The sequence below is a fragment of the Bradyrhizobium sp. USDA 4516 genome (assembly GCF_054055915.1).
On the sequence record NZ_JBSRXT010000001.1, the window covers coordinates 3,756,571 to 3,781,217 of the forward strand.

The 24,647-nt window shown below is 64.6% G+C and carries 23 protein-coding genes; 9 read left to right on the plus strand and 14 right to left on the minus strand.

Features of this window, described 5'->3' with window-relative positions; all coding sequences use genetic code 11:
* Nucleotides 1-81 precede the first annotated feature (81 nt).
* On the minus strand, nt 82-1,056 hold the full coding sequence (locus tag ACVI1L_RS17300) for a magnesium transporter CorA family protein (RefSeq protein ID WP_076832335.1): 975 nt from the start codon (nt 1,054-1,056) through the stop codon (nt 82-84).
* Between the two features lie 90 nt (nt 1,057-1,146).
* Nucleotides 1,147-2,079 (minus strand): transcriptional regulator GcvA, encoded by a 933-nt coding sequence (locus ACVI1L_RS17305; protein ID WP_076832333.1) that lies wholly within the window; start codon nt 2,077-2,079, stop codon nt 1,147-1,149.
* A 394-nt stretch (nt 2,080-2,473) separates the two neighbouring features.
* On the opposite strand from ACVI1L_RS17305, the gene ACVI1L_RS17310 reads away from it, so the two are divergent.
* Complete coding sequence (locus ACVI1L_RS17310; RefSeq protein ID WP_076832330.1) at nt 2,474-3,163, plus strand: glutathione S-transferase family protein; 690 nt, start codon at nt 2,474-2,476, stop codon at nt 3,161-3,163.
* Between the two features lie 121 nt (nt 3,164-3,284).
* A complete protein-coding gene (locus ACVI1L_RS17315; protein ID WP_076832327.1) occupies nt 3,285-3,575 on the plus strand; it encodes a hypothetical protein in 291 nt (96 codons plus the stop codon).
* Here the strand turns inward: ACVI1L_RS17315 and ACVI1L_RS17320 are convergent, their stop codons facing one another.
* The 7 genes from ACVI1L_RS17320 to ACVI1L_RS17350 all read right to left on the minus strand — a co-directional run bounded on the left by ACVI1L_RS17320 (nt 3,576) and on the right by ACVI1L_RS17350 (nt 9,749).
* Nucleotides 3,576-4,388: a hypothetical protein gene (locus ACVI1L_RS17320; protein WP_244558946.1), complete on the minus strand. Its 813-nt coding sequence runs from the start codon at nt 4,386-4,388 to the stop codon at nt 3,576-3,578.
* Nucleotides 4,389-4,413: 25 nt separating this feature from the next.
* Nucleotides 4,414-5,802, minus strand: coding sequence for an arsenate reductase/protein-tyrosine-phosphatase family protein (locus ACVI1L_RS17325; protein ID WP_076832324.1), 1,389 nt, complete (start codon nt 5,800-5,802; stop codon nt 4,414-4,416).
* A gap of 79 nt (nt 5,803-5,881) precedes the next feature.
* Nucleotides 5,882-6,826 carry a DUF1259 domain-containing protein gene (locus tag ACVI1L_RS17330; protein ID WP_076832321.1) on the minus strand — a complete coding sequence of 315 codons (945 nt, stop codon included), beginning with the start codon at nt 6,824-6,826 and terminating at the stop codon, nt 5,882-5,884.
* Between the two features lie 44 nt (nt 6,827-6,870).
* Nucleotides 6,871-7,176 (minus strand): hypothetical protein, encoded by a 306-nt coding sequence (locus ACVI1L_RS17335; protein ID WP_057016094.1) that lies wholly within the window; start codon nt 7,174-7,176, stop codon nt 6,871-6,873.
* A 74-nt stretch (nt 7,177-7,250) separates the two neighbouring features.
* A complete protein-coding gene (locus ACVI1L_RS17340) occupies nt 7,251-7,484 on the minus strand; it encodes a hypothetical protein (RefSeq protein ID WP_057016095.1) in 234 nt (77 codons plus the stop codon).
* Between the two features lie 58 nt (nt 7,485-7,542).
* A complete protein-coding gene (gene chrA / locus ACVI1L_RS17345; protein WP_057016096.1) occupies nt 7,543-8,934 on the minus strand; it encodes a chromate efflux transporter in 1,392 nt (463 codons plus the stop codon).
* On the minus strand, nt 8,931-9,749 hold the full coding sequence (locus tag ACVI1L_RS17350) for a chromate resistance protein ChrB domain-containing protein (RefSeq protein ID WP_057016097.1): 819 nt from the start codon (nt 9,747-9,749) through the stop codon (nt 8,931-8,933). The genes chrA and ACVI1L_RS17350 overlap by 4 nt, the downstream gene beginning before the upstream one ends.
* Nucleotides 9,750-10,134: 385 nt before the next feature.
* On the opposite strand from ACVI1L_RS17350, the gene ACVI1L_RS17355 reads away from it, so the two are divergent.
* The 4 genes from ACVI1L_RS17355 (at nt 10,135) to ACVI1L_RS17370 (ending at nt 13,147) form a co-directional block, all read left to right on the plus strand.
* Complete coding sequence (locus ACVI1L_RS17355; protein WP_028334652.1) at nt 10,135-10,446, plus strand: hypothetical protein; 312 nt, start codon at nt 10,135-10,137, stop codon at nt 10,444-10,446.
* Nucleotides 10,447-10,543: 97 nt separating this feature from the next.
* A complete protein-coding gene (locus ACVI1L_RS17360) occupies nt 10,544-10,822 on the plus strand; it encodes a metal/formaldehyde-sensitive transcriptional repressor (protein ID WP_016847064.1) in 279 nt (92 codons plus the stop codon).
* A gap of 5 nt (nt 10,823-10,827) precedes the next feature.
* Nucleotides 10,828-11,892 (plus strand): nickel/cobalt efflux transporter, encoded by a 1,065-nt coding sequence (locus ACVI1L_RS17365; protein ID WP_229191810.1) that lies wholly within the window; start codon nt 10,828-10,830, stop codon nt 11,890-11,892.
* Nucleotides 11,893-12,058: 166 nt separating this feature from the next.
* Entirely contained in the window at nt 12,059-13,147 is a 1,089-nt protein-coding gene (locus ACVI1L_RS17370) for a Cj0069 family protein (RefSeq protein WP_253625062.1), read from the plus strand.
* A 355-nt stretch (nt 13,148-13,502) separates the two neighbouring features.
* On the opposite strand, the gene maiA is transcribed toward ACVI1L_RS17370, so the two are convergent.
* Complete coding sequence (gene maiA / locus ACVI1L_RS17375) at nt 13,503-14,162, minus strand: maleylacetoacetate isomerase (RefSeq protein ID WP_316398134.1); 660 nt, start codon at nt 14,160-14,162, stop codon at nt 13,503-13,505.
* Between the two features lie 332 nt (nt 14,163-14,494).
* Between maiA and ACVI1L_RS17380 the strand changes: the two genes are divergently transcribed.
* Nucleotides 14,495-15,523: an IS110 family RNA-guided transposase gene (locus ACVI1L_RS17380; protein WP_057016162.1), complete on the plus strand. Its 1,029-nt coding sequence runs from the start codon at nt 14,495-14,497 to the stop codon at nt 15,521-15,523.
* 454 nt (nt 15,524-15,977) lie between these two features.
* On the opposite strand, the gene metH is transcribed toward ACVI1L_RS17380, so the two are convergent.
* Together metH and metF are read right to left on the minus strand one after the other, a co-directional pair.
* Complete coding sequence (gene metH / locus ACVI1L_RS17385; protein WP_456783355.1) at nt 15,978-19,835, minus strand: methionine synthase; 3,858 nt, start codon at nt 19,833-19,835, stop codon at nt 15,978-15,980.
* A 3-nt stretch (nt 19,836-19,838) separates the two neighbouring features.
* Nucleotides 19,839-20,753, minus strand: a complete 915-nt coding sequence (metF, locus tag ACVI1L_RS17390; RefSeq protein WP_057016102.1) for a methylenetetrahydrofolate reductase [NAD(P)H] — start codon at nt 20,751-20,753, stop codon at nt 19,839-19,841.
* Between the two features lie 391 nt (nt 20,754-21,144).
* On the opposite strand from metF, the gene ACVI1L_RS17395 reads away from it, so the two are divergent.
* On the plus strand, nt 21,145-22,164 hold the full coding sequence (locus ACVI1L_RS17395; protein ID WP_229190897.1) for an LLM class flavin-dependent oxidoreductase: 1,020 nt from the start codon (nt 21,145-21,147) through the stop codon (nt 22,162-22,164).
* An 86-nt stretch (nt 22,165-22,250) separates the two neighbouring features.
* Here the strand turns inward: ACVI1L_RS17395 and ACVI1L_RS17400 are convergent, their stop codons facing one another.
* Both ACVI1L_RS17400 and ACVI1L_RS17405 read right to left on the minus strand, forming a co-directional pair.
* Nucleotides 22,251-23,111, minus strand: coding sequence for a prephenate dehydratase (locus ACVI1L_RS17400; protein ID WP_456783356.1), 861 nt, complete (start codon nt 23,109-23,111; stop codon nt 22,251-22,253).
* Between the two features lie 21 nt (nt 23,112-23,132).
* On the minus strand, nt 23,133-23,873 hold the full coding sequence (locus tag ACVI1L_RS17405) for a 3-deoxy-manno-octulosonate cytidylyltransferase (protein WP_456783357.1): 741 nt from the start codon (nt 23,871-23,873) through the stop codon (nt 23,133-23,135).
* Nucleotides 23,874-24,073: 200 nt separating this feature from the next.
* Here ACVI1L_RS17405 and ACVI1L_RS17410 point away from each other — a divergent pair, with 200 nt between their 5' ends.
* Nucleotides 24,074-24,622 (plus strand): c-type cytochrome, encoded by a 549-nt coding sequence (locus ACVI1L_RS17410; protein WP_456783358.1) that lies wholly within the window; start codon nt 24,074-24,076, stop codon nt 24,620-24,622.
* The last annotated feature ends 25 nt before the right edge of the window (nt 24,623-24,647 follow it).

The window sequence follows — 24,647 nt, forward strand, 5'->3', positions numbered from 1 at the left end:
GGGTGGGGCAGCTTCAGATTTATAGACGCGCAGGCAGGTTCTCAACGCGGATAACGCGGCGGCGTTTCAACTTCGCTTGTTTTAATCGAACCAGCCGTGCCGCTTGAACCAGAGCACCGGCAGGATGCCGCTGGCGATGATCGCGGCCCAGGCCAAGGGATAGCCGAAGGTCCAGCTCAGCTCCGGCATCTCCTTGAAATTCATACCCCAGACCCCGACCAGGATGGTCGGGGGAACGCCGACCACCGACACGATGGTCAGGATCTTGAACAGGTCGTTCTGCTGGATGTTGATGAAGCCGAGCACGGCGTCCAGCAGCAGCTGGATCTTATCCGACAGCCGGGTCTCGTAGTCGCCGAGCGAGGCGACGTCCTTGGTGACGGCCTCGAGCCGGCGCTTCGATGCCGACGTGATCCATTCATTGCCGACGTCATCGGCGAAGCCCGCGACCCGGCCGACGCCGAGCAGCACGTCGCGCGCCTTCGCCAGGCGATCGGCGAGCTCGCCGATGTTCTCCAGCGCCTCGCGCAACCTGCGGCTGGAGCGCACCGGACGCTTGCTCCGCACCAGGCCGCCCTTGAAGACGCCCCGCGACAGCCTGTCGGTCTTGGCGCCGAGATGCTCCAGCACGTCGGCGCCGCGATCGATCATGGCCTCGAGCAGCGCGGTGAACACGCACATGCCGTTTTGCAGGCTCTTGTCGGTGCCGATCCGCTTCATGACGTCGTCGAAGGTGGTCAGCTGCGCGAACCGCACCGTGACCAGCACCTTTGGGCCGATCACGAAGCCGATATTGGTGATCTCGGCTTCATTGTTGTCGTCGAGCCGCACCGCCGGCGAGCTCAGATAGAGCCGGTCATGATCGGTGATCAGTCGGCTCGACGCCTCGATCTCGCCCAACGATCGCTCGGACGGGACGCGGATGTCGAGCGCGTGCTCGACGAACTGCTTTTCGTCCTCCGTGGGATCGAGCAGATCGATCCAGATGACCTCGGGTGGCACTTCGGCGCCGATGCTCCGCCAATCGGAGGTCGCCGACCTGTACAGCTGCAGCAATGATCGGGCTCCATGCATGGTGGGTGGTGCGTCCCACGACAATCGCGAGGGCCGCAGGACCGTTCCCTGTATTTGGAAGCCTGCCGGCCCTCACTTCAATCGATGAGAGGTTCCGCCGAGCTTTCTAAGCCGGCGCAGGTCGCTTGCGGCCTCCGAGAGCAACCAATCGCGAAACGTCACGATCTTCGGCAGGCTTGCGGTCGCCTTCGGGCAGAGGATCCAGTAGGTCTTCGACAATGGCAGCGACTGCGGAAACGGCCGCGCCAGATGGCCGTTGATGAGGTCCCACGCCGCCAGCGTGGTGCGCGCGAGCGCAATGCCTTGCCCATTGATGGCGGCATCAATCACCATGCTGGCGCGATTGAGGACCGGGCCATGCGTGGCGGCAGCATCGTCAAGTCCCGCATCCTGAAGCCAGTTCTTCCAGTCGGCGCGACTGTCCATATGGATCAACGGAAATTTCAGGATGTCAGCGGGGTTGTTGAGGCGTCGCTTGCCGGACAACAGCTTTGGGCTGCACACCGCAAATAGCCGCTCCGGGCTCAGCCGCACCGCGTCAAGCCCCGGCCAGTTGCCGTCTCCATGGCGCACCGCGAGATCCACTTCCTCGCGCGCGAAGTCGACGTGGTGCAGCGTGGCGGAGACGCGCAGGTCGATGCCGCTATGCGCCTCAACAAAGTGGCCGAGCCGGTGCACGAGCCATTTCGCGGCAAAGTCCGGTGACGTTGATACGGTCAGCACACCGGTATTCTGCCGCTGCAACAGCCGCTCGGTGCCGATGGCGATGCGGTCGAGCGCGTCGCGCACGACAGCGAGATAGTCGCGCCCGGCCTCGGTGATGATCAGGCGCTGGCGCTCGCGGTTAAACAGCTTTATCGCGAGCTCCGCTTCCAGCGCTTTCACTTGATGGCTGACCGCGCCCTGCGTGACGCAAAGCTCTTCGGCCGCGCGCGTAAAACTCTCATGGCGCGCGGCCGCCTCGAAGGCCTTCAGGGCATTGAGCGGCGGCAGGCGTGGGCGCATCGCACAACTTCATGAGAAAAATTAGGGCAGGCACGAGAAACGATGCTTTGCGGGAAACCGCCCCGCACTATTATTGAACAGCTCCAGTGAAGCATTTCAAGCGATTTGGAGCCTGTCGTGTCCGTCCTTTTAACCGATACATCTCGGTCGATCCCGCCGGTGCCCGGCGCCGACCCGGCCACACCACTTCATCAATTCAGCTCAGGAAGGTCGCCTGGCGCTCCGCGCCCCGTATGGTGGAGCTTGCTTGACCGGCCGTTTCAGCGCATCGCGCTTCGCGCGATTGCCGATGACCCGCATCTGCTTTGCGATCTCGGCTTGACGCGCGAGCAGGCGCTGCGCGAGGCCTCCAAGCCGTTCTGGCGCTGAGACCAAATCAGAAAGGAGAAAACGGATGTCCGATCCGATCGTCTACGGTTTCCCACGCAGCAGTTTTGTCAACATCGTCCGCTTGATCCTGACGCACAAGGACGTAGCTTACCAATTCCACGACCTTGAACCGGTCATGGGCAAGCCCGATCACCTGGCGCTGCACCCGTTCAACCGTGTCCCAATTCTGAAACACGGCGATCTCACCGTCTACGAGACGAGTGCGATTGTCGCTTATGTCGACGAAGCCTTTGGCGGCGTGTCGCTGACGCCGAAAGACATCAAGGCGCGGGCGCACATGAACCAGTGGATCAGCGCTGTTAACAACTATTACTACCCCTACATGATCTATCACGTGACGCATGAGCGTCTGGTTTTCCCGGAGCTCGGCATTGCCCCCGACGAGAAGGTCGTGGCACACGCGCTACCCAAGGTCGAGACCGGGCTTGCGGTGGCCGAGCGCCAGCTTGCGCACGGCAAGGATTTTTTGCTTGGGGGCGAGCTCTCGATTGCGGATTTCTATCTGCTGCCGAGCACGTTCGCCTTCAGCCTCACCGCCGAAGGGCAGTCGATGTATCCGAAATTCCCGGCATTCTGCCGCTGGCGGGAACGCATGGACAATCTGCCCGCAACGCAGAAAGTTCGCGCGGCCGTTGAGCGCGTTCCGATCGAACACGCGCGCAAATGGGCCACTTCGCACCGGCCGAAATATTGACCGTCACGGTTCGCGTGCAGAGCATCCGGTTCCGACCGCCACGTGCAGCCAAAAGCCCGGTTGTTTCCGAACAAAGGCGATGACGGAGCGTTAGTGCAGAGCAAGAGGAAGGGACAACACCATGAAAAATTCTACATCGGTTGCGTTCATCTCCGTAGTGGCAATGACCTTCGCATTCGCCGGAAGCGATGCAAGAGCGCAGTCCACGCCTGTCCAACAGGCCCAGCCGCCTCAGCAGTCGGAGCAAACCCGCGAGCAGGATCGCAGTCGCGCCGAGGACGTCAAGATCGGGCGCGACTGGAAGGCTCAAGGCGGCGAGAAGGACCACACCGGCCAGGCATCCACCCCCGACGAACATCAAACGGTCGGCCGCGACTGGCGCGCCCATCCAGAGAGCCGGGATCGCCAGTAGCTATCGAGGCGGAATTGGCTGCGCCTGGCGCATGGCGTGACCTTCGAAGAAGGAAAGCGGAAAGCCGAAGGTCAAACCCGCACGTATCTCGTTCACCGGATGGCCACCTGTGAGCGCATGCCGAACCGCGATGTCGAAGCTGAGGTCGTCGCGCACACGATAGATCAGCCCGACCAGCCCCGAGAACGTCTCCTCTTTGCCGAACTCGTTCTCGTAGAATATCTCGGCGACGGGGCGCACCGTCCACGTCATCGGCCCCTCGACGATGGCACCCACGAACACGTCGCCATGATGGTCGCGGGTGATGGCGGTCTCGGCATTCAAGTGAATGGTGCCCCAATCCCAGCGCTGCGAGACAATGCCGGCCAAGCTTACGCCAACGCCCGAATTGCCGGTACTGTCAGGAAGAAGAACGCCAAATTCGGTCGCAATGCTCGGACCGGTCTTGTCCTGCAGGCTACCGGGTACGACCACGTGTTTGAGGAACGCCCCGGCTGCGGTCAGGCTGGTTGGGCCGGACGGAGAAAGCGACGTTTGTCCCTGGCCTTCGAAGACGGCTTCCCAATCCTCGCTCAGACCGTAGTTGAGAACCCAGGCCGGCGCGATCAGGCTTGTTCCGCTCTCGTCGCGCAAACGTCCCGCCGGCTGCAGCTCGACCTCCATCTCCCCCTTCTTGGCAACGGCGGCATCGGTGCCATCGAAGGGGCGATAGGCCGAGGCGGGGGCAGACCACGCAGTCAGTCCCAAGGCGACCATGAAGCTCGGCGCAAGGCCCATCGAGCAGCTGCGAAAGCCCCGGCTACGTTTGCACATGCGCCGTCTCCCCACAAAGTCGATCTCAAGGCATTGGCTTGAACACCCAGATTGCCGCCGGTCCCGCGGGTCCCGCGCGGACCGCAACAAACAAACGATCCATCTCCGGCACAAAGAGCGACGTTCGCGCGCCCGTCGCTGTCGGCAAGCGTGCGATCAGTCGATAGGCCGCTCCATCAATCTCAAAAACGTCGACATATCCACCGCCGCAGCTCACATAGATGCGTCCGCGCTTTGCATCTACAAAGAGGTCGTCGGCATCGCCGCAAGTGCCGGTGGCCGCAATCGCCTTGCCGTCGGTCGAAAAGGCTGCAAGCTCGGCTGGGTTGCGATACGCCAGGAGAACGCGACTTCGTTCGTGATCGATGGCCATCGCGAAATTACCGCCCTTATCCAACGGCCAGCTGGTGAGTTGTTTCCCGGAAGCAACGTCCACCACCGCGACGGCTCGCGCGTCAGGCAGATTGACAAAGATGCGCCCACTATCGGGCTGAAGCTGGAAGCTTTCCGGATGTGCCCAAAGAGGTAGGCTCCGAACCTTGGTCCGGGTGGATGGGTCGACGACTGCCAGGCCACCATCGCCATAGCCGACGATGACGCGCTTGGCCGCCGCGTCGACCCGGATATTGTCGGCATCGCTGCCGAGTTCGATTCGCCCGGCCGCCTTGTACTCGTTGGCTTCGTACAGCTGCACCGATCCGTCGCGGGCGTTGGCGACGTAGAGGGTGTCGGTCGACGGCTCATAGCCGACGCCTTGGGGTTCGCTCAATCCGGTAATGGTTCGAAGCAAACTGCGCGCAGCCAGATCGACGACGCCGACGCTGTCATTGCCGAACTCGGCCACGAACAGTCGCTGCCGCTTCAGGTCGACCGCCAGGTGATCAATCCGACCGCGGACATCGCCGAGCAGGATCTTCGTTTCGAGCTGAAGGGGCGTCTTGTCTCCTGCCGGTTCAGTTGCCGCTGCCAGCGTCGGAATAAGGGCGTCGATGCGCCGGACGATCTGATCCCGGGCCGACTCATAATCATCGATACCCAAGGGAATGCCGGACCAGTAGGTCACGTCGGCCCGTCCGTGCCGCTCGGCGGGGATCTGATCGAACGCCACCACCTGGTCTGCCGCGGCCATGTCGTCGATGGTCAGCTGTTGCGGCGTGTTGGCCGCCTCCAGACCATCGAGTGCAAGGCCGTCCTGCACCTTGACCGGCACCGACCGATAAAGGTCGATGCCGCGTGAGACCGCCCTTATCCGCGATCCGCGCTCCTGGGCAGCCTTGTTGAAATAGGCCGCCGCCATCTGGCTGTTCACCACGCCGTGCAGGCAGACAAAGACAACGATCTTGCCATCGTCCGCCGGCGCCGGCCGAGCCGATGTCAGCGCGATCGCAAGCACCGTGGCGGCAATGCGCAGCATCACGTGGGCACTCTGAGCAGCGTGCGCCACATGGACATGACCGTGAGGCTTCGCATCGTTGATCCCTCCGAGACCAGGGTCAACTTTTTGTCGTGGCCGTCTTATCGAGCGCGGCACGCAGGCCCTTGGCGAGCTTGACGGCGTCGTCATTGGCCCAGAAATGCATGAAGAACAGGCGCGGCTGTTCGTCCAGCATGTGGCTGTGCAGCGCGGTGATGTCGATGCCGTGCGTCCGCAACGCCATGATGACGGGGTTGACCTCGTCATTTGTCAGCACGAAATCGCCGGTGATCGCCGCCTTGCCGCCGCCGGTCGGTTGGAAGTTGATGCCGATGGCGACGCCCATCGGGCCAACCGGGCTTAACGCCATGCCCTGTTCGGTGATCGGATCGCGACGGGGCACGTTGAACTGATAGACGCCGCCATTGGCCTGGCCCTTGACGCCGATGATCTGATCGAGCTGTGCAGTATCGAGATCGATGGCCGGCGGCGGCGCGGCCGGCGCCGCGGCCTTGAGCGGCGTCTTGCTTTCGGCGAGGCCATCCCGGATCGCGGCGGCGATCTTGACCGGGTCGCCGTGACCGGCGACGTGCATGTAGAAGGTGGCCGGGCTAGCGCCGAGCAAATGGTTGTGCACGGCCGTGATCTGCAGGCCGTTGCCGATCATCTTCAGCATGACGGGGTTGATTTCGGATTCGAGCAGCACCAGGTCGCCCATCGCCATGACGTCGTCGTGCATGGGTTTGAAGGCGACCCAACCGCCGAGCGCCAGCGCCGGCTTGATGGTGATGCCGTCGAGCGTCACCGTCAGATCGCTCCGCGGAAAGCCGTAGCGATGCACGTCACCGGTGACCGCGGGCTTTCTGCCCAGCATGTCGTCGACCTTCTGCCAATCGATCGCCTGCGCATGTGCCGACGAGACGAACGGCTCGGTGAACACCTGCCAGTCGATCTTTTGCGCGCTCCCGCCGGTGGCGAAGAGGCAGGCACCGACGCCGATCAGCGCCGAAATCGTATGTCGCATTGGATTGCTCCCTTGAACCTCTTTCGATGCTTCGGATCGTGGCTCTATTGCTTCGAGAGCCCGACAATGGTGCGGAACCCGGCGATGTTCTGCACCGCGATTTCGACGGGATCGCCGAAGCGGACGGCATTGAAGATCAGGCCGTCCTGGACCTTGAACGGTTCGGTCCGGTCCGGAGATAACCGGATGAGCAGCGTGTCGTTGCGTTCATCGACGCGATCGACGACGCCGCGCAGCGTCTCGCTCGCTTGCGGGTGGACCATCGCCGCTTGCATTGTAACGGCCGCGTCCTGCCGCTCATCGAGGGCGGCCGGCGCTGCCAGGGTTGCGCCCGGCCCCAGCACCGCCATGCACAGGGTCACAATTGCTCTCATCATGATTATCACTCCATCGATTAGTTGACGGCTTTCGCGCGCGCGGGCACTCAGTCCCGCTCCTTGACCTGGCCGCTGCTGTCGATCACGAGCCGCACCGGCTTGCCGTTCTTCATCGCCTTCGCCGTCGTGCCTTCGGCCGTCGACTTGACCTCGCTGATCTCGGCGTAGCCGGCGGCGCGAAGTTTTGCGACGAGTTCGTCCTGCGTCAGGGCATGGGCCGGCATGACCGCGCCCGCGATTGTCAGGACGAGAATCAAACGGGAGAGTCGTCGTGTCTGCATGGTTGTTCTCCTGGTTGTGTTGTGCTGCCCCAGGTTCTCAAGCTGCGCGCCGTTCCGCTCAGATGATGCCGACAAGGCGCAGCAGTACGCCCGTGATGCAGGAGGCGGCGAGGACGCTGAGCATCCCCGCATTGAAGCGGAAGATCGCGATCGCGGCGGCGATCGACAGCGCCAGCGCCGGCCAGTCGAGGCTGGCAGGCACCGGCGCGTCGAACGACAGGCCTAGCCCGTGCACCGGGAATGTTTGCCGAAACAGCGTGTGCAGCGCGAACCAGATCGACAGATTGAGGATCACGCCGACCACGGCGGCGGTGATCGCCGAAAGCGCGCCCGCCAGCGCCTTGTTGCCGCGCAGCGCCTCGATGTAGGGCGCCCCGACGAAGATCCACAGGAAGCACGGCGTGAACGTCACCCAGGTCGCGAGCAAGCCGCCGAGCGTGGCGGCCAACATCGGCGACAGCCCGCTTGCTTCGCGGAACGCGGCCATGAAGCCCACGAACTGCACCACCATGATCAGCGGTCCGGGCGTGGTCTCGGCCATGCCGAGTCCGTCCAGCATCTCGCGCGGGCTGACCCAGTGATAATAGTCGGCGGCCTGTTGCGCGACATAGGCGAGCACGGCGTAGGCGCCGCCGAACGTCACCATCGCCATCTTGCTGAAGAAGATCGCGATCTGGGTGAACACGTCGCCGGGCCCGAGCGCAATCAGCAGGGCGAACACCGGCATCAGCCAGAGCGCGAGCCAGATGGCGCCGACCCGCAAAGTGCGCGATGCGTTGGGACGGACATGGTCCGGCACCGCTTCACCGAGCATGCTGTCGATCACGGCGGAATTCTTGCCGCCATGCTCGATCGCCGCAAATTCGCTCCGGCCGAGACGTGCGCCCACCAACCCTGTGACCGCGGCGGCGCCGATGATCAGCGGAAACGGCACGGCGAAGAAGAAGATCGCGACAAAGGCGATCGCCGCGAGCGCGATCATCACCCGGTTGCGCAGCGCGCGCTTGCCGACCCGCACCACGGCCTGGATGACGATGGCGAGCACCGCGGCCTTCAGGCCGAAGAACAGCGCTTCGACAAACCCGACATTGCCATACGCCGCGTAGATATAGCTGAGGCCCATGATGGCGAAGATGCCGGGCAGGATGAACAGCCCGCCCGCCACGATGCCGCCGAGCGTCCGATGCAGCAGCCAGCCGATATAGGTCGCCAGCTGCTGCGCCTCCGGCCCCGGCAGCAGCATGCAGTAATTGAGGGCGTGCAGGAAACGCCCCTCGGATATCCAGTTCTTCTCTTCGACCAGGATGCGATGCATCACCGCGATCTGGCCGGCCGGTCCGCCAAAGCTCAGGATGGCGACGCGTATCCAGACCAGCAGCGCCTCGTTGAAGGAGATGCCGTGCGCGGGCTCATGCCCGCGCGCCTTCGCTGTCGTTGCGACGTCGGTCATGGCTTGACCTTGCTGGTCGGCCAGTTGTGCGTCTCCCTGGTCGCATCGCGGCACCATCGGTAGAAGGCGTCGTAGAGCAGCAGCCCGGCGCTCAACTGTTCGAGGTCGTCGTCGAACATGCGCGACAGGCCGAGCGAGGCGGCGAGCAGCCCGGGCGCCTCCGGCGAAAGCTCGAGCCGCGCGGTATCGGCCGCCCGCACCATCGTCGCGAGCCGCTCCAGCGCCGGCGTCGCGAGGCCGAATTCCTTGACCATCACGTCGAAGGTGCAGAGCTCGTCGCGATGGCTCCAGAACACGTTCTCGATGTCGAACGGCGTGGCGTCGAACCGTTCGGCGACCGCCTCGACCTCCGCCGATGTGACGAACAGGAACACGGCCGCGGGATCGACGAAGCGGCGGATCAGCCATGGACAGGCGATGCGGTCGATCTTCGGCCGCGATCGCGTCACCCAGGCGGTGCGGCCCCGCCCGTCGCGTTTCGGAATCTTGTCGGCGGGAACGGTCGGTAGCTCCGCTTCCCGCCAGCCGAGGTGGCCGCCCTCGAGAATCTCGGCCGCGATGTTGCTGCAGCGGAGCCAGGCGGCGGTGCCTTCCGAAAGCTTTTGTCCCTTCTGGCAGATCACGACCACGGACTGCCCGGTGAAACGGGAAGCCCAGTCCTGGACGTCGAGATGGGAGTAGCGGACCGCGCCCGGAATCAAGCGCGGATCGGCGGCGAAGTCTTCATCGAGACGAACGTCGACAAGCGTCGGCGCCTTCGCCGTACCGATGAGACGGGACAATTTTTCTGATGAGATCGATGTGTATGACGACATGGTGCGCCCTTGGTGACAGGACGCGATTCTTGGGCATGTCGCCTCGCGGGGAGATCGCACATCCCCGTAGCGGCATCAAAAACCCTGATCTCCGGGCTGTCAACCTGACTTTGCCAAATCCCGCAGCAATCGCCGATCGACAGTCACGAAAACTTCATCGCGCAGCATGGAACGAACATCCGTGGGCTCGCGCCGATGGCTCACCTCTCCATCTCCGGCGAGTTGCGAATAGGAACATACAATTCGCTGCCGAGTTGCGCGGTGGCAGGGACCAACTCAGGTAGATGCCGACACCGCGAACGTGTCGCGCTCCCGCCTGCATTCATTGGAGCAATGCCGATTGATGGACAGTCATTGTTGGCATGCGACGCCTGTTGCCCTCGTTATGCTGCTCATCACAACAACCGGCGGCGCTCTCGCCCACGATCACCAGCACCCCGAATTGAACGGTTGGTATGAGGGCTTGCATAGCAGCAAGGGTCCCTGCTGCGATGGCACGGATGCGCAGCACATCGACGACGTCGACTGGGAAACCAGGAACGGCCATTATCGGGTGCGCATCGATGGCGAGTGGGTTGACGTACCCAACGAAGCCGTCGTGCCAGGGCCGAACCTGTCCGGCCGACCCATCGTGTGGCCCTATTACATAGACGGTCATCCGAAGGCGCGCTGCTTCATGCCTGGCAGCATGGGCTGACGCCCGCCGCTGACATCCCGCCGCCATGTCTCGATGCGCGCCCCGGTTGGCCGACAGCATGGTTGACCAATATAGGATACCCCCCTATATTACTGTCATGTCGCATACCATCAAGCACAAGTCCAAGCTCGTCGGCCGGGTTCGCCGCATCAAGGGCCAGCTGGAGGCCGTCGAGCGCGCACTGGAGTCCGAGATTGGTTGTGCCGACGTGCTGATGCTGGTGGCCTCGGTCCGCGGCGCCATCAACGGGCTAACCGCGGAATTGCTCGAGGATCACATCCGCCACCACGTCGTGGATCCTGCCCGGGAAAAGGATCCGGAGAAGGCGCAGGGCGCCGCGGACCTGATCGACGTCGTTCGTACCTATTTGAAGTGAGCGCCATGACCGACCTGTCTCAGCTGCTCCAGCAGAGCAGTGCCCATGCATGGCTGTTCGTGCCCAGTGCGATCCTGCTCGGCGCGTTGCACGGGCTCGAGCCCGGCCACTCCAAGACGATGATGGCGGCCTTCATCATCGCGATCCGCGGCACGGTGGTGCAGGCGGCGCTGCTCGGCGTGGCGGCGACGATCTCGCACACCGCCATCGTCTGGCTGGTCGCGCTCGCCGGGCTTCACTTCGGCCAGCAATGGTCCGGAGAACGCAGCGAAGCCTGGCTGCAACTGGCCTCGGCGGTGATCATCATCGCGATCGCGGCCTGGATGGCCTGGCGCACCTGGCGCGAGCAGGCTGCCGAACACGATCATCACCATCATCACGACGAAACGCGCCAGCTGGTCCTGGCCGGACAATCGCTGTCGCTCGAGGTCTTCGAGGACGGCGTGCCGCCGCGCTGGCGGTTGCGAAGCGAGGCCGGAGCGCTGCCGGCGGCCGGCGACGTTGACGTCGTGACGATCCGCCCCGACGGCAGCGAGCAACGCTTTCGCTTCGCCGACAGGGACGGCTATCTGGAAAGCATCGACGAAATTCCGGAGCCGCATGCCTTCAAGGCGCGCGTCTCGGTGCGCGCGGACATGGTGGAAGTCCTGTTCGAGGAGCATGACCATGCGCACATGAATCTCGGCGACGAGGACGACGCGCATGCGCGCGCGCACGCCGCCGACATCCGCAAGCGCTTTGCCGGACGCACCGTCACGACATGGCAGATTATCCTGTTCGGCCTGACCGGCGGGCTGATTCCGTGTCCGGCGGCGATCACCGTGCTGCTGCTCTGTCTCCAGCTCAAGCAGTTCAGCCTCGGCTTCGTGCTGGTGCTTTGCTTCGGCATCGGGCTTGCGCTCACCATGGTCTCTGCCGGTGTTGCGGCCGCGCTCAGCCTGCGTCATGTCGAACGTCATTGGGCCGGTTTCAGCCGCTTTGCCCATCGCGCCCCCTACGTGTCGGCCGCGCTGATCGTGCTCGTCGGCCTCTACACGGGCTGGCTCGGGTTGCACGGGATCACGGCCTGATCCGGGATCACGGCGTGATCCGGGATCGTGGCCTGATCCGCTCCGCCCCACTTCCATCTTGAAACCTGCGCGCGGTGGTCTAGATTTGCCCCAAGGGGACAAGGCAGACTCCCCGTGAGACCTCGGTCCAAGCTCTGCGCGACACTCACCGTCGTGGAGCTTTCACATGGACACCCAACCACACACACGTCTTCGTTCCGAAAATCGTCGTTGCAAAATCGCTATCCTGTCGCGTGGCGACGCCGCGTCCCGCCGGGAGGCGGCCCCACAAAACAGCCGTTTCGTCCGCGTCTTCGAAGCGCTCGCCGCTTCGGGCATCGCGGCCGTTCCCGTCGTCTATGACGAGACATTCGCCGATGCCGTTCGCGACCAATTGCTGACGATGGACGGCGTTCTGGTCTGGGTCGATCCGATCCATCAGGGCAAGACGCGCGCCGCCCTCGATCCGCTGCTGCGCGAGGTCGCGGCGGCGGGACCATGGGTCAGCGCGCATCCCGACGTCATCCTCAAGATGGGCGTCAAGGACGTGCTGTACCGGACGCGTCACCTCGGCTGGGGCGCCGACACCCATCGATACGCGACGGTCGATGCGTTCCGCGCCGAATTTCCCTCGCGCTTGCGCGCGGGTGGTCCGCGCGTGCTCAAACAGAACCGCGGTAATGGCGGGCAGGGCGTCTGGAAGGTGGAAACCGTGCCAAAGACCGACGCGACGATTCGCGTGCTGCATGCGCTGCGCGGCAGCCAGCCGGAGGAGATGCCGCTGGCAGACTTCATGGCGCGCTGCGAGCAATATTTCGGCTGGGGCGGCTGCATCATCGATCAGGCTTTCCAGCCGCGCCTGCCCGAGGGCATGATCCGTTGCTATGTCAGCGCAGCGAAGGTCGCAGGCTTCGGGCACCAATTGATCAAGGCCCTGATCCCGCCGCCCCCGCAAGGCCCGGATTCTCCGGAAGCCCAACCCGGACCGCGCATCATGCACGGCCCCGATGCGCCGCAATTCCAGGCACTGCGAAGGTTGATGGAGGACGAATGGATCCCGCAAATGATGGCCGCGCTGACGATCGATGAGACGTCGCTGCCGGTGATCTGGGATGCCGATTTCCTCTACGGTCCACGCGATGCTGATGGCGCCGACACCTACGTGCTCTGCGAGATCAACGCGAGCTCGTGCTTCGCGATCCCCGACGAAGCGCCGGCGGCGATCGCGCAGACGGTCAGGGATCGCATCGGTCGGAACATGGCGAGCGTGAGGTGAGCACGCCCTGCAGGCTTCCTCTTTCTACCCATTGCTCGGGGCCCATGGGTGCGATCGGCACCCGGCTTTCCCTGCGCCCTCCGTTCAAGAGAGGGCGGAGCAAAAGACAAAGCTCGGACAAATCATGTCGCGAGAACGCGGAAGTGTGTCACAGACGACGCCACACATTCGGTGTCGTCACTGCGAAAGCAGGGACCCAGAACCACCGATGGTCATTGTTGAGCAGTGCTGCAACGACGAGTCCCATCCACAACATCCGCCGCGGAGTATGGGTCCCGGCCTTCGCCGGGACGACGATCGAGAGAACCGCGCACACGTTTGCGCCTCTGCCTGTCCTTTGCAGCGCGTCCGCAAACTACTTCGCCCGCATCGCTTCCGGTGTATCCGGTTGCGCGGACGGATGCGCCTTGGCGAACGCCGGCAGCGCCATGGCGGTCTCGTGGATGCGCTTCACGGTCGGCCAGGGCGACAGGCTGATCTGCTGGTTGATCGCCGCCGTGACATGGCCGACCAGGCAGATGTCGGCAAGGGTGGGCGCATCGCCGTGACAGAACCGGCCGGTCGCCTTGTGGCCGGCGAGGTGCCCCTCGAGCGCCGCCAGCGTCTCGACCGTCCAGTGCCGCCGCCACGCATTCTGCTGGCTGTCGCGCAGATCGAGCTCGCGGTCGAGATAGCGCCGCACCCGCGGCGTCAGCAGCGGATGGCCCTCGCAGGCGACGATCAGCGCCAGCCCGCGCACCCGGGCGCGGCCGAGCGCATCTGCCGGCAGCAGCGGCGGGCTCGGGTAGGTCTCGTCGAGCCAGTTGATGATCGCGAGCGACTGGAACAGCACCGTGCCGTCGTCGGTCACCAGCGCCGGCAGCGCCATCTGCGGATTGATCTTGCGATAGGCATCGGTGCGATGCGCGTCCGCATCGAGATCGACGAAGACGACGTCGGCGGCCACGCCCTTGAGGCTGAGCGCAATCCGCACCCGAAAGCTCGCCAGCGAGCGCCAGAACGAGAAGAACTGCATGGAGTGCACCCCGCATTTCTTCCCCTCTCCCCTTGTGGGAGAGGGTGGACGCGATGCAAGGCATCGCGGACGGGTGAGGGGTCTGTCTCCGCGGATAGAGACCCCTCATCCGTCGCGGACTTTGTCCGCGACACCTTCTCCCACATGGGGAGAAGGGAAGGAAGGTCTATCCAGACCCGTAGATGGGGTAACGGGCCGGCCGCCCGCTCGCTACGGCGCAATTTGGAAGCGCGCTCGCGAGCGGCCTGTTGGTTGGAAGGCGGTCGTCCCTCAAACTGATGGTGTTCAACGGAGTCGGGCAAGCCCGCTCCAAGCATCATTAAGGGACGACCATGTACCACTATGCAGGAATTGACGTGTCTTTGGAATGCTCGAGCGTTTGCCTTGTCGATGGGACAGGCAAGATTTTGCGCGAGACGAAGGTTGCGAGCGAGCCGGCGGCGCTGATCGCCTGGTTCCGGTCGCTGGGTCTGGTACTGGAACGGATCGGGCTGGAGGCAGGCCCCTTGTCGCAATGGCTGTATGCGGGTCTGCGAGACGCAGGGCTTGCGGTCGAGCTGCTGGAAACGCGGCACGTTCGCGAAGCCTTCAAGTCGATGCCGGTGAAGACGGACCGCAACGATGCCCGCCGGATCGCGCAGTTGATGCGGCTCGGCTGGTTCCGGCCGGTGCACTGCAAGTCGGTCGCGGCGCAGGAGACCCGCGCCATCCTGACGGCGCGCAAGCTGCTGCAATCCAAGCTTCGCGATGTCGAGAACAGCCTGCGCGGCATACTTCGCGGTTTTGGCCTGAAGGTCGGTGCGACCACCGAGCGCACGTTCGCCGGGCGCATCCGCGAGCTCGTGACCGGCCATCCCGGACTGGAGTTGGTCGCGGCGGCGCTGCTCCAAGCCCATGCGGTGCTGCTGCGGGAGTTCAAGAGCCTGGACAAGCACACCCAGAAGCTCGCCAGGACGCATCCATCCGCCAAGCTCCTGATGACAACGCCGTCCGTTGGTCCGATCGTGGCGCTCACCTATGCCGCGGCGATCGACGACCCGAAGCGCTTCCGCTCCTCGAAGGCCACGGGAGCCCACTTTGGGCTCACCCCGAAGAAGTACCAGTCCGGTGAGACCGACTACACCGGCCGCATCAGCAAGATCGGGGATGCCTCCGTGCGCGAGGCGCTCTACCAGGCAGCTCACGTCATGCTGACCAAGCCGGTCAAGAATTGCTCGGCATTGAAGAGCTGGGCGATGCGGATCGCCCGGCGCGCAGGCATGCGCAAGGCCAAGGTAGCGCTGGCTCGCAAGCTCGCCGTGATCCTGCATCGCATGCTCGCCGACACCAAACCGTTCAACCCGATGACCAAGGCCATCTAGCCAGGAGCAGCAATCGGTTCCGGGCGGGCCACGACACCAGGCTCTCCCCGAGCGAAGTCCCTCCGCTGGGACGATGGATCCGGTCAGGCCGCCATCCGGGAAGTGGCTCACGACCACGCAATCCGTAGATTGGCCGGCCGGCTCCTCAATGCACCCCATCAGGCGACGGCCTTCGCGCCGATCCCGTACAGAAGCAAGTGCCCGGCGAGTGGATGACGCGAAAAGGGATTGACTAACCAAGGCCCGTTACAGAAGCCCGGATGAAGCGCAAGCGAAATCCGGGGCCGGTCCGTCGTTCCGTCGCAGTCTATCCCGGATTACGCTTCGCTGCATCCGGGCTACGGCACTCCAATACGTCATGCCCGGGCTTGACCCGGGCATCCATCAATCTTCAGAAGTGTTTTTGAAGATGGATCGCCGGGTCAACCCCGGCGATGACACGTGTCGAGGAGGCCTACCCAGCCCCCACCTTCTTCTTGCGCCAGGCGAGATGCACGGCGCAGGTGCAGCCCTGCGGATGCGAGGCCAGCTCCGCGTCGTTGGCGGGCGTTGCGGCGGGCGCGATTGCCGATCCCTTGGCGCCGTCCTGCGAGGGGATGTAGTTCAAGACCGGCGCCAGCCAGCGCTCGATCTCGGCGACCGTCATGGCCTTGCGCGTGGCGTAGTCCTCGACCTGGTCGCGCTCGATCTTGCCGACGCCGAAGTAGAAGCTTTCGGGATGCGAGAAGTACAGGCCCGAGACCGACGAGCCCGGCCACATCGCAAAGCTCTCGGTCAGCTTCACGCCGGCGGTGTTCTCGGCATCGAGCAGCGCGAACAGCGTCAGCTTCTCGGTGTGGTCGGGCTGCGCCGGATAGCCCGGCGCCGGGCGGATGCCGTCATATTTCTCGAGGATCAGTTCGTCCGCCGACCAGGTCTCATCGGGCGCATAGGCCCAGAACTCCTTGCGCACGCGCTGGTGCATGCGTTCGGCGAAGGCTTCGGCAAGGCGATCGGCCAGCGCCTTGCACAGGATCGAGGAGTAGTCGTCATTGGCGTTCTTGAAGCGGTCGGCGACCGCATCCTCGCCGATCCCCGCGGTGACGACGAAGCCGCCGATATAGTCGGCGATGCCGGTTTCTTTCGGCGCGATGAAGTCGGACAGCGCGGCGTTGAAGCGGCCCTCGCGCTTCTCGAGCTGCTGGCGCAGCGTATGGAAGGTCGCGATCTTCTGCTTCCGCGTCTCGTCGGCATAGGCCTCGATGTCGTCGCCGACGGCGTTCGCCGGCCAGAAGCCGACGGTGGCGCGGGCGGTGAACCACTTCTCCTTGATGATGGTGTTCAGCATCTTGCGCGCGTCGGCATAGAGCGAGCGCGCGACCTCGCCGACCTTGGGGTCGTCGAGGATCGCCGGGAAGCGGCCGGTCAGCTCCCAGGTCTGGAAGAACGGCGTCCAGTCGATGTAGTCGGCGAGCTCGGCAAGATCGTAGGCGTCGAAGCTCTTCAGCCCGAAGAAGGCCGGCTTTTTCGGCGGCGCCGCCGCAAAGTCGATCGCGACCTTGTTGGCACGGGCCTCGCCAAGCTTCAGCCGCTTCTTGTCGGCCTGGGCGGCGCGGAAATGCGCCGTCGAGATTTTTGCGTATTCGGCGCGTACCTCGGCGGCGTAGGCCTGCCTCCTCTCGGCCGACAGCAGCGAGGAGGCAACGCCGACGGCACGGCTCGCGTCATTGACGTGCACGACCGGGCCGCCCGGATAGTTCGGGTCGATCTTCACGGCGGTGTGCACGCGGCTCGTGGTGGCGCCGCCGATCAAAAGCGGCAGGTTCATGCCCTGCCGTTGCAGCTCGCCGGCGAGGAAGCTCATCTCGTCGAGCGAGGGCGTGATCAGGCCGGACAGGCCGATGATGTCGGCGCCTTCGGCCTTCGCGGTCTCGATGATCTTGTTGGCAGGCACCATGACGCCGAGGTCGATGACCTCGAAATTGTTGCACTGGAGCACGATGCCGACGATGTTCTTGCCGATGTCGTGGACGTCGCCCTTCACCGTCGCGAGCACGATCTTGCCCGCGGCGTTGCGGCCGCCGGTGATGCCGTTGGCGAGATTGCGGGCCTTCTCCTCCTCCATGAACGGCATCAGATAGGCGACCGCCTGCTTCATCACGCGGGCCGACTTCACGACCTGCGGCAGGAACATCTTGCCGTCGCCGAACAGGTCGCCGACCACGTTCATGCCGGCCATCAGCGGCCCCTCGATGACGTCGAGCGGACGGGACGCGTTCTGGCGGGCGGCCTCGGTGTCCTGCTCGATGAACTCGGTGATGCCGTGCACCAACGCGTGGGACAGCCGCTTCTCGACCGGCCATTCGCGCCAGGCGAGATCTTGCTCCTTGGTCTGCTTCTCCTTGCCGCGGAATTTCTCGGCCAGCGCCAAGAGCCGCTCGGAGGCGCCGGGATCGCGGTTGAGGATGACGTCCTCGCAGGTCTGGCGCAGCTCGGGATCGATGTCGTCGTAGACGATCATCTGCCCGGCATTGACGATGCCCATGTCCATGCCGGCATGGATCGCGTGATACAGGAACACCGAGTGCATCGCCTCGCGCACCGGTTCGTTGCCGCGGAACGAGAACGACAGGTTGGAGACGCCGCCGGAGATGTGGGCGCCCGGCAGGTTCGCCCGGATCCAGCGCGTCGCTTCGATGAAGTCGACGCCGTAATTGTTGTGCTCCTCGAGGCCGGTCGCGATCGCAAAAATATTTGGATCGAAGATGATGTCCTCGGGCGGGAAGTCGAGCCGGCCGACCAGGATGTCGTAGGCGCGCTTGCTGATCTCGGTCTTGCGCTTGAACGTGTCGGCCTGGCCGGTCTCGTCGAACGCCATCACCACCACGGCGGCGCCGTGGCGCTTGGCGACGGTCGCCTCATGGATGAACTTCTCCTCGCCTTCCTTGAGCGAGATCGAGTTCACGATCGGCTTGCCCTGGATGCATTTCAGGCCGGCCTCGATGACGTGGAATTTCGAGGAATCGACCATCACGGGCACGCGCGCGATGTCGGGCTCGGCGGCGACGAGGTTGAGGAACGTCACCATCGCCGCTTCGGAATCGAGCAGGCCCTCGTCCATGTTGACGTCGATGACCTGGGCGCCGTTCTCGACCTGGTCGCGCGCGACCTGCAGCGCGGCGGTGTAGTCGCCGGCGGTGATCAGCTTGCGGAAGCGCGCCGAGCCGGTGACGTTAGTGCGCTCGCCGACATTCACGAACGGGATCGCGTCGGTCAGCGTGAACGGCTCGAGGCCGGAGAGCCTGAGCCGCGGCGCGATCTCGGGCACCACGCGCGGCTTGTGCGGGGCGACCGCCTTGGCGATCGCCGCGATATGGTCGGGCGTGGTGCCGCAGCAGCCGCCGACGATGTTGACGAGGCCGGCGGCCGCGAATTCGCCGATCAGCCGCGCCATGTAGTCCGGCGTCTCGTCATACTGGCCGAATTCGTTGGGCAGGCCGGCGTTCGGGTATGCACACACGAGCGTGTCGGCGACGCGGCCGATATCGGCGATATGCGCGCGCAGATCCTCGGCGCCGAGCGCGCAGTTGAAGCCGATCGTGATCGGCCTTGCGTGCCGCACCGAATGCCAGAACGCCTCCGGCAACTGGCCGGAGAGCAGGCGGCCGGACTTGTCGGTGATGGTGCCGGAAATCATCACGGGCACGTCGATGCCGCGCTCCTCGATGATCTCGGAAATCGCGTACAGCGCCGCCTTGGCGTTCAGCGTGTCGAAGATGGTCTCGACCAGCAGCAGATCGGCGCCGCCGTCGAGCAGGCCCTTTGCCTGTTCGCCATAGGCCTTGCGCAGATCGTCGAAGGTCACCGCGCGATAGCCGGGATTGGAAACGTCGGGCGAGATCGAGGCGGTGCGGTTGGTCGGGCCGAGTGCGCCGGCGACAAAGCGCGGCTTGCCGTCCTCGGCGCTCACCCGCTCGGCGGCGGTGCGCGCCAGCCGGGCGCCCTGCAGGTTCAGCTCATAGGCGAGGTCCGACATGTCGTAGTCGGCCTGCGCGATCGAGGTCGAGGAGAAGGTGTTGGTCGCGACGATGTCGGCACCGGCGCGCAGATATGCGGCGTGGATGTCCGTGATCGCATCGGGCTGGGTCAGGATCAGTAGATCGTTGTTGCCCTTGATGTCGCGGTGGAAGTCCGCAAAGCGCGCGCCGCGGAACGCGGCTTCGTCGAACTGCAGGCCCTGGATCATCGTGCCCATGGCGCCGTCGAGCACCAGGATGCGCTCGCGGGCAGCCGCGAGCAAAGCGTTACGCTTGGGGGAAACGGGAACGGACATGTGTCAGGCAGCTTTCTGGGCACCGTTCGGCCGGATGCCGAGCAGGTGGCTGATCGCGAACACGAGGTCCGCGCGGTTCATGGTGTAGAAGTGGAAGGTGTCGACGCCGTGCTTGAACAGCTTCTGCACCTGGCCGGCGGCGACGGTGGCGGCAACCAGCTTGCGGGTCTCGGCGTCGTTGTCGAGGCCCTCGAACTTCTCGGCGAGCCAGTCCGGCACGCTGGTGCCGGCGCGCGTCACGAAATTGCGCGCCTGCTTGAAATTGTGCATCGGCATGATGCCCGGCACGATCGGAATCTCGATGCCGCGCGCGCGCACCCGGTCGACATAGCGGTGGTAGAGGTCGTTGTCGAAGAACACCTGGGTGATCGCGCGCGTCGCGCCGGCGTCGACCTTGGCCTTCAGCGTGTCGATGTCGGCATCGAAATCCTTCGCTTCCGGATGCTTCTCGGGATAGGCGGACACCGAGATCTCGATGTCGGCGTGGCGCCTCTTGATCCCGGTGACGAGTTCGGCCGAACTCTGGTAGCCGTCCGGATGGGTGAAGTAGGGCGTGCCGATGCCGCCGGGCGGATCGCCGCGCAGCGCGACGATGTGACGGACGCCGACCTCATGATAGCGGTCGACGATGTCGTCGATCTCGCCGCGCGAGGCGCTGACGCAGGTCAGATGCGCGGCCGGCAGCAGATCGGTCTCGCGCAGGATGCGGGTGATGGTCGAATGGGTGCGCTCGCGGGTCGAGCCGCCGGCGCCGTAGGTGACCGAGACGAAGTTCGGCGTCAGCGGCGCCAGGCGATTGATGGTCTCCCAGAGATTGCGCTCCATCTCCTCGGTCTTCGGCGGGAAGAACTCGAAGGAGATTTTCGGCGCTTTGGGCGCACGTGGTGCGTTCGGCACGGAGGAAATGGTCTCGGTCATGATACGCAAAGGCTCCGCAACTGGAGGGCAGACATCCGGCCTGGATATGAAGGCCCCAAGATAAGCCAAACGCGTCGGATCAAACAGCCCATCGGATATGGGAAATTGCCCATTCGTGGCGCAGATTCGGCAAAAATTGACTATCTGGAACGTTCGGTGGGCAGTCCGCCGACTTCGCCGAAAATGACATTAACCTATTGAAAAATATAAATAAAGGAAATGATTTGCAATTGATTGGAGAGCGAAATCGATTGTGGGTAGCGTGGTACGATGATGAATCATTGCATATCGTCCCAAAGCCGACGGCTGCCGGCGCCGGCGTTCCGCCGCGGGACTGGTCTGCGCGGCCGGGGCCTTTGTCGCCTCGTGGCGCCACACTAGGTTGACGGCCATGATTCCGCTCTCCGTCCTCGACCTGTCCGTCGTCACCACCGGCACCAGGCCGGCCGCTGCGCTCCGCAACAGCATCGATCTGGCGCGCCATGTCGATGGCCTTGGCTACGTCCGCTACTGGCTCGCCGAGCACCACAACCTCGCTTCAGTCGCGAGCCCGGCGCCTGATCTGATGATCGGGCAGATCGCGGCGGTGACGGAGCATATCCGTGTCGGCTCCGGCGGCGTGATGCTGCCCAACCACGCGCCGCTCGTCGTCGCCGAGCGCTTCAAGATGCTGGAGGCGCTGTTTCCCGGCCGCATCGATCTCGGCCTCGGCCGCGCGCCCGGCACCGACGGCGCCACCGCCTACGCGCTGCGCAGCCGGCTCGATCGCCGCGAAGGCGATGATTTCCTCGAGCGGCTGCACGAGCTGACCTTGTGGGAGACGCGCGATTTCCCACCCGGCCATCCCTACAACAATGTGGTGGCGATGCCGGATGATTCGCCGCTGCCGCCGATCTGGCTGCTCGGCTCGAGCGACTATTCCGCCGAGCTCGCAGCCCAGGTCGGGATGGGCTTTGCATTCGCGCATCATTTTGCCACTCACGACGCAATTGCGGCGATGACGAACTACCGCGCGCATTTCAAGCCGTCGAACTGGCGTGCGACGCCGCAGGCGATTCTGGCGGTTGCGGTTGTTGCGGCGGAGACCGACGCTGGAGCCGAGCGGCTTGCGCTGTCGATGGATCTCAACCGGCTGCGCCGCGACCGCGGCCAGTATCTGCCGCTGCCGAGCGTCGAGGAGGCAGAGGCCTATCCCTACACCGACGCCGAGCGCGCCTCGATCGCGCGCAACCGCGCCCGCCTCTTCGTCGGCAGCCCCGCAACCGTGATGACGAAGCTGGAGCCGCTGATCGCGGCGACCCAGGCCGACGAGCTGATGGTGATATCAGCGGTCTACGACCATGCCGCGCGGAAGAAGTCGTACAGCCTGCTCGCCGAGGCGTTCGGGCTTGCCAAGACGGCGGCGGCTTGACCCCGTCATTCCGGGGCGATGCGCAGCATCGAACCCGGAATCTCGAGATTCCGGGTTCACGCTTCGCGTGCCCCGGAATGACTGCGTCAATCCTGCGTCTCGCTGAAGGTCGCGCGGAACGGATGGCCGGGATAGACGCCGACGATGCGGAATTCGCGCGAGAAGAATTTCAATTCCTCGATCGCGAACGCGAGGCCGCGCTCATCGGGGTGACCGTCGACATCGGCATAGAATTGCGTGGCGAAGAAATTGCCGTCGACCATGTAGCTTTCGAGCTTGGTCATGTTGACGCCGTTGGTGGCAAAGCCGCCCAGCGCCTTGTACAGCGCGGCGGGCAAATTGCGCACCCGGAACACGAAAGTCGTGACCAGCGGCCCCGAACCCTGCGCGGCCCATTTGGCCTCGCGCGCCAGCACCACGAAGCGGGTGGTGTTGTGGGCCTCGTCCTCGATGTCCTCGGCGAGAATGTCGAGACCGTAGATGTCGGCGGCGAGGCGGGAGGCGATCGCCGCCACGCTCTTGTCGCCGCGCTCGGAGATGTCGCGGGCGCTGCCGGCGGTGTCGGCGGCGACGATCGGCTTGATGCCGAGCTTGCGGATGACGCGGCGGCACTGGCCGAGCGCGTGGACATGGCTCTCCACGCTCTTGATGTCGGCGAGCTTGGTGCCCTTGATCGCCATCAGCTGGTGGCGGATCGGCAAGAACCATTCGCCGACGATGAACAGGCCCGAAGCGGGCAAGAGATGGTGGATGTCGGCGACGCGGCCGGCGACCGAATTCTCGATCGGGATCATGCCGAGATCGGCCTCGCCCGAGGAAATCGCGGCCAGCGCGTCCTCGAAGGTCGGGCAGGGCATCGGCTCGGCGTCGGGATAGGCCTCGACGATCGCGATATGGGAATTGGCGCCAGGCTCGCCCTGGAACGCGATTTTCAGCTTCTTGGTCATGGGTGGCCTTTTACCAGCCGGTCAGGCTTTGGAAAGTATTCTGCGGGCGGTTTCGAGATCGGCCGGGGTGTCGACGCCGCGCGGGACGGTATCGACGATGGTGACGTCGATCCGCATCCCGGCCTCCAGCGCGCGGAGTTGCTCGAGCTTTTCCTGCTGCTCCAGCGGCGAGGGCGGCAGCGCCACGAACCGCTCCAGCGCGGCGCGGCGGTAGGCGTAGAGGCCGATATGATGGTAGCGCGGCCCGTCGCCATAAGGCGCGGTGGCGCGGGTGAAATACAGCGCGCGCAACCGGTTCGGCCCGATCGGCGAGCCGACTGCCTTGACGACGCTGGGGGCCTGATCCTCCTCCTCGGTATGGATGCGCGAGGCCAGGGTCGAGATGTCGACTGCGGGATCGTCGAGCGCCGGCATCACGCTGCGGATGGTGTCGGGGCTGATGGTCGGGAAATCGCCCTGCAGATTGACCACGATCTCGGCATGGCCGTCGGGGTCGAGGGTCGTCATCGCTTCATAAATCCGGTCCGAGCCGGACGGATGGTCGGGACGGGTCATTACGACCTCGCCGCCCGCAGCCTTCACCGCTGCAGCGATCTCGGCCGTGTCGGTCGCAACCGCAACCCGGCCGATGCCCGCCGCCTCGGCCCGCCGCAGCACATGGACGATCATCGGCAGGCCGGCGATCTCGAGCAGCGGCTTTCCCGGAAGGCGAGTGGCGGCCATGCGGGCCGGAATCAGCACCAAGGTACGGGGTTGGGTCATTCGTGTCGGAGCCCGTCCGGCCTGCGGAAATTGCCGGGGAGGAGGTTGAGTTCGGCGCGTTTATACGGGTTGCCAGAGCGCGGGCAAACCGATATCTCAACCCTGCTTGGGGCGGTGCGATAAGGCCGATTCCCAGGTCTTTCCCCGCGGCCGTATTCCCGGCCTGAAGTCGACATTCAAGGCCCGGAGCCTGACCCAAAATGGACTCCTTCGAACTCAACAAAATCCTCGGTGCGGTTCTCGGCACCTGCATCGTCGTCCTGGTGATGAGCTTTGCCGCCAGCGCGAAATTCGCGCCGAAGCTGCCGGAGAAGCCGGGTTTTGAGATCGCTGTGAAGGAAGAGTCCCATGGCGGTGGCGGCGAGGCCGCTTCGGCCGCATCCGAGCCGATCGAGAAGCTGCTGCAGACCGCTTCCGTCGAGAAGGGCGCCGCGGCCGCTAAGAAGTGCCAGGCCTGCCACACCTTCGAGAAGGGCGGTCCCAACCGCGTCGGTCCGAACCTGTTCGGCGTCGTCGGCGAGAAGAAGGGCGAGGGCCGTGGCTTCAATTTCTCGGCCGCGATGAAGGGCAAGGGCGGCGAATGGTCCTTCGACGACCTCAACAAGTTCCTGACCAACCCGAAGGGCTTCATCCCCGGCACCGCGATGGGCTTTGCCGGCGTGCCGAAGGACAGCGAGCGCGCCGACATCATCGCCTATCTGAATTCGAACTCGGAGCACCCGGCCCCGCTCCCGACCGCCTCGAAGTAACGATTTGCTTCGCGCAAGCCTGCGG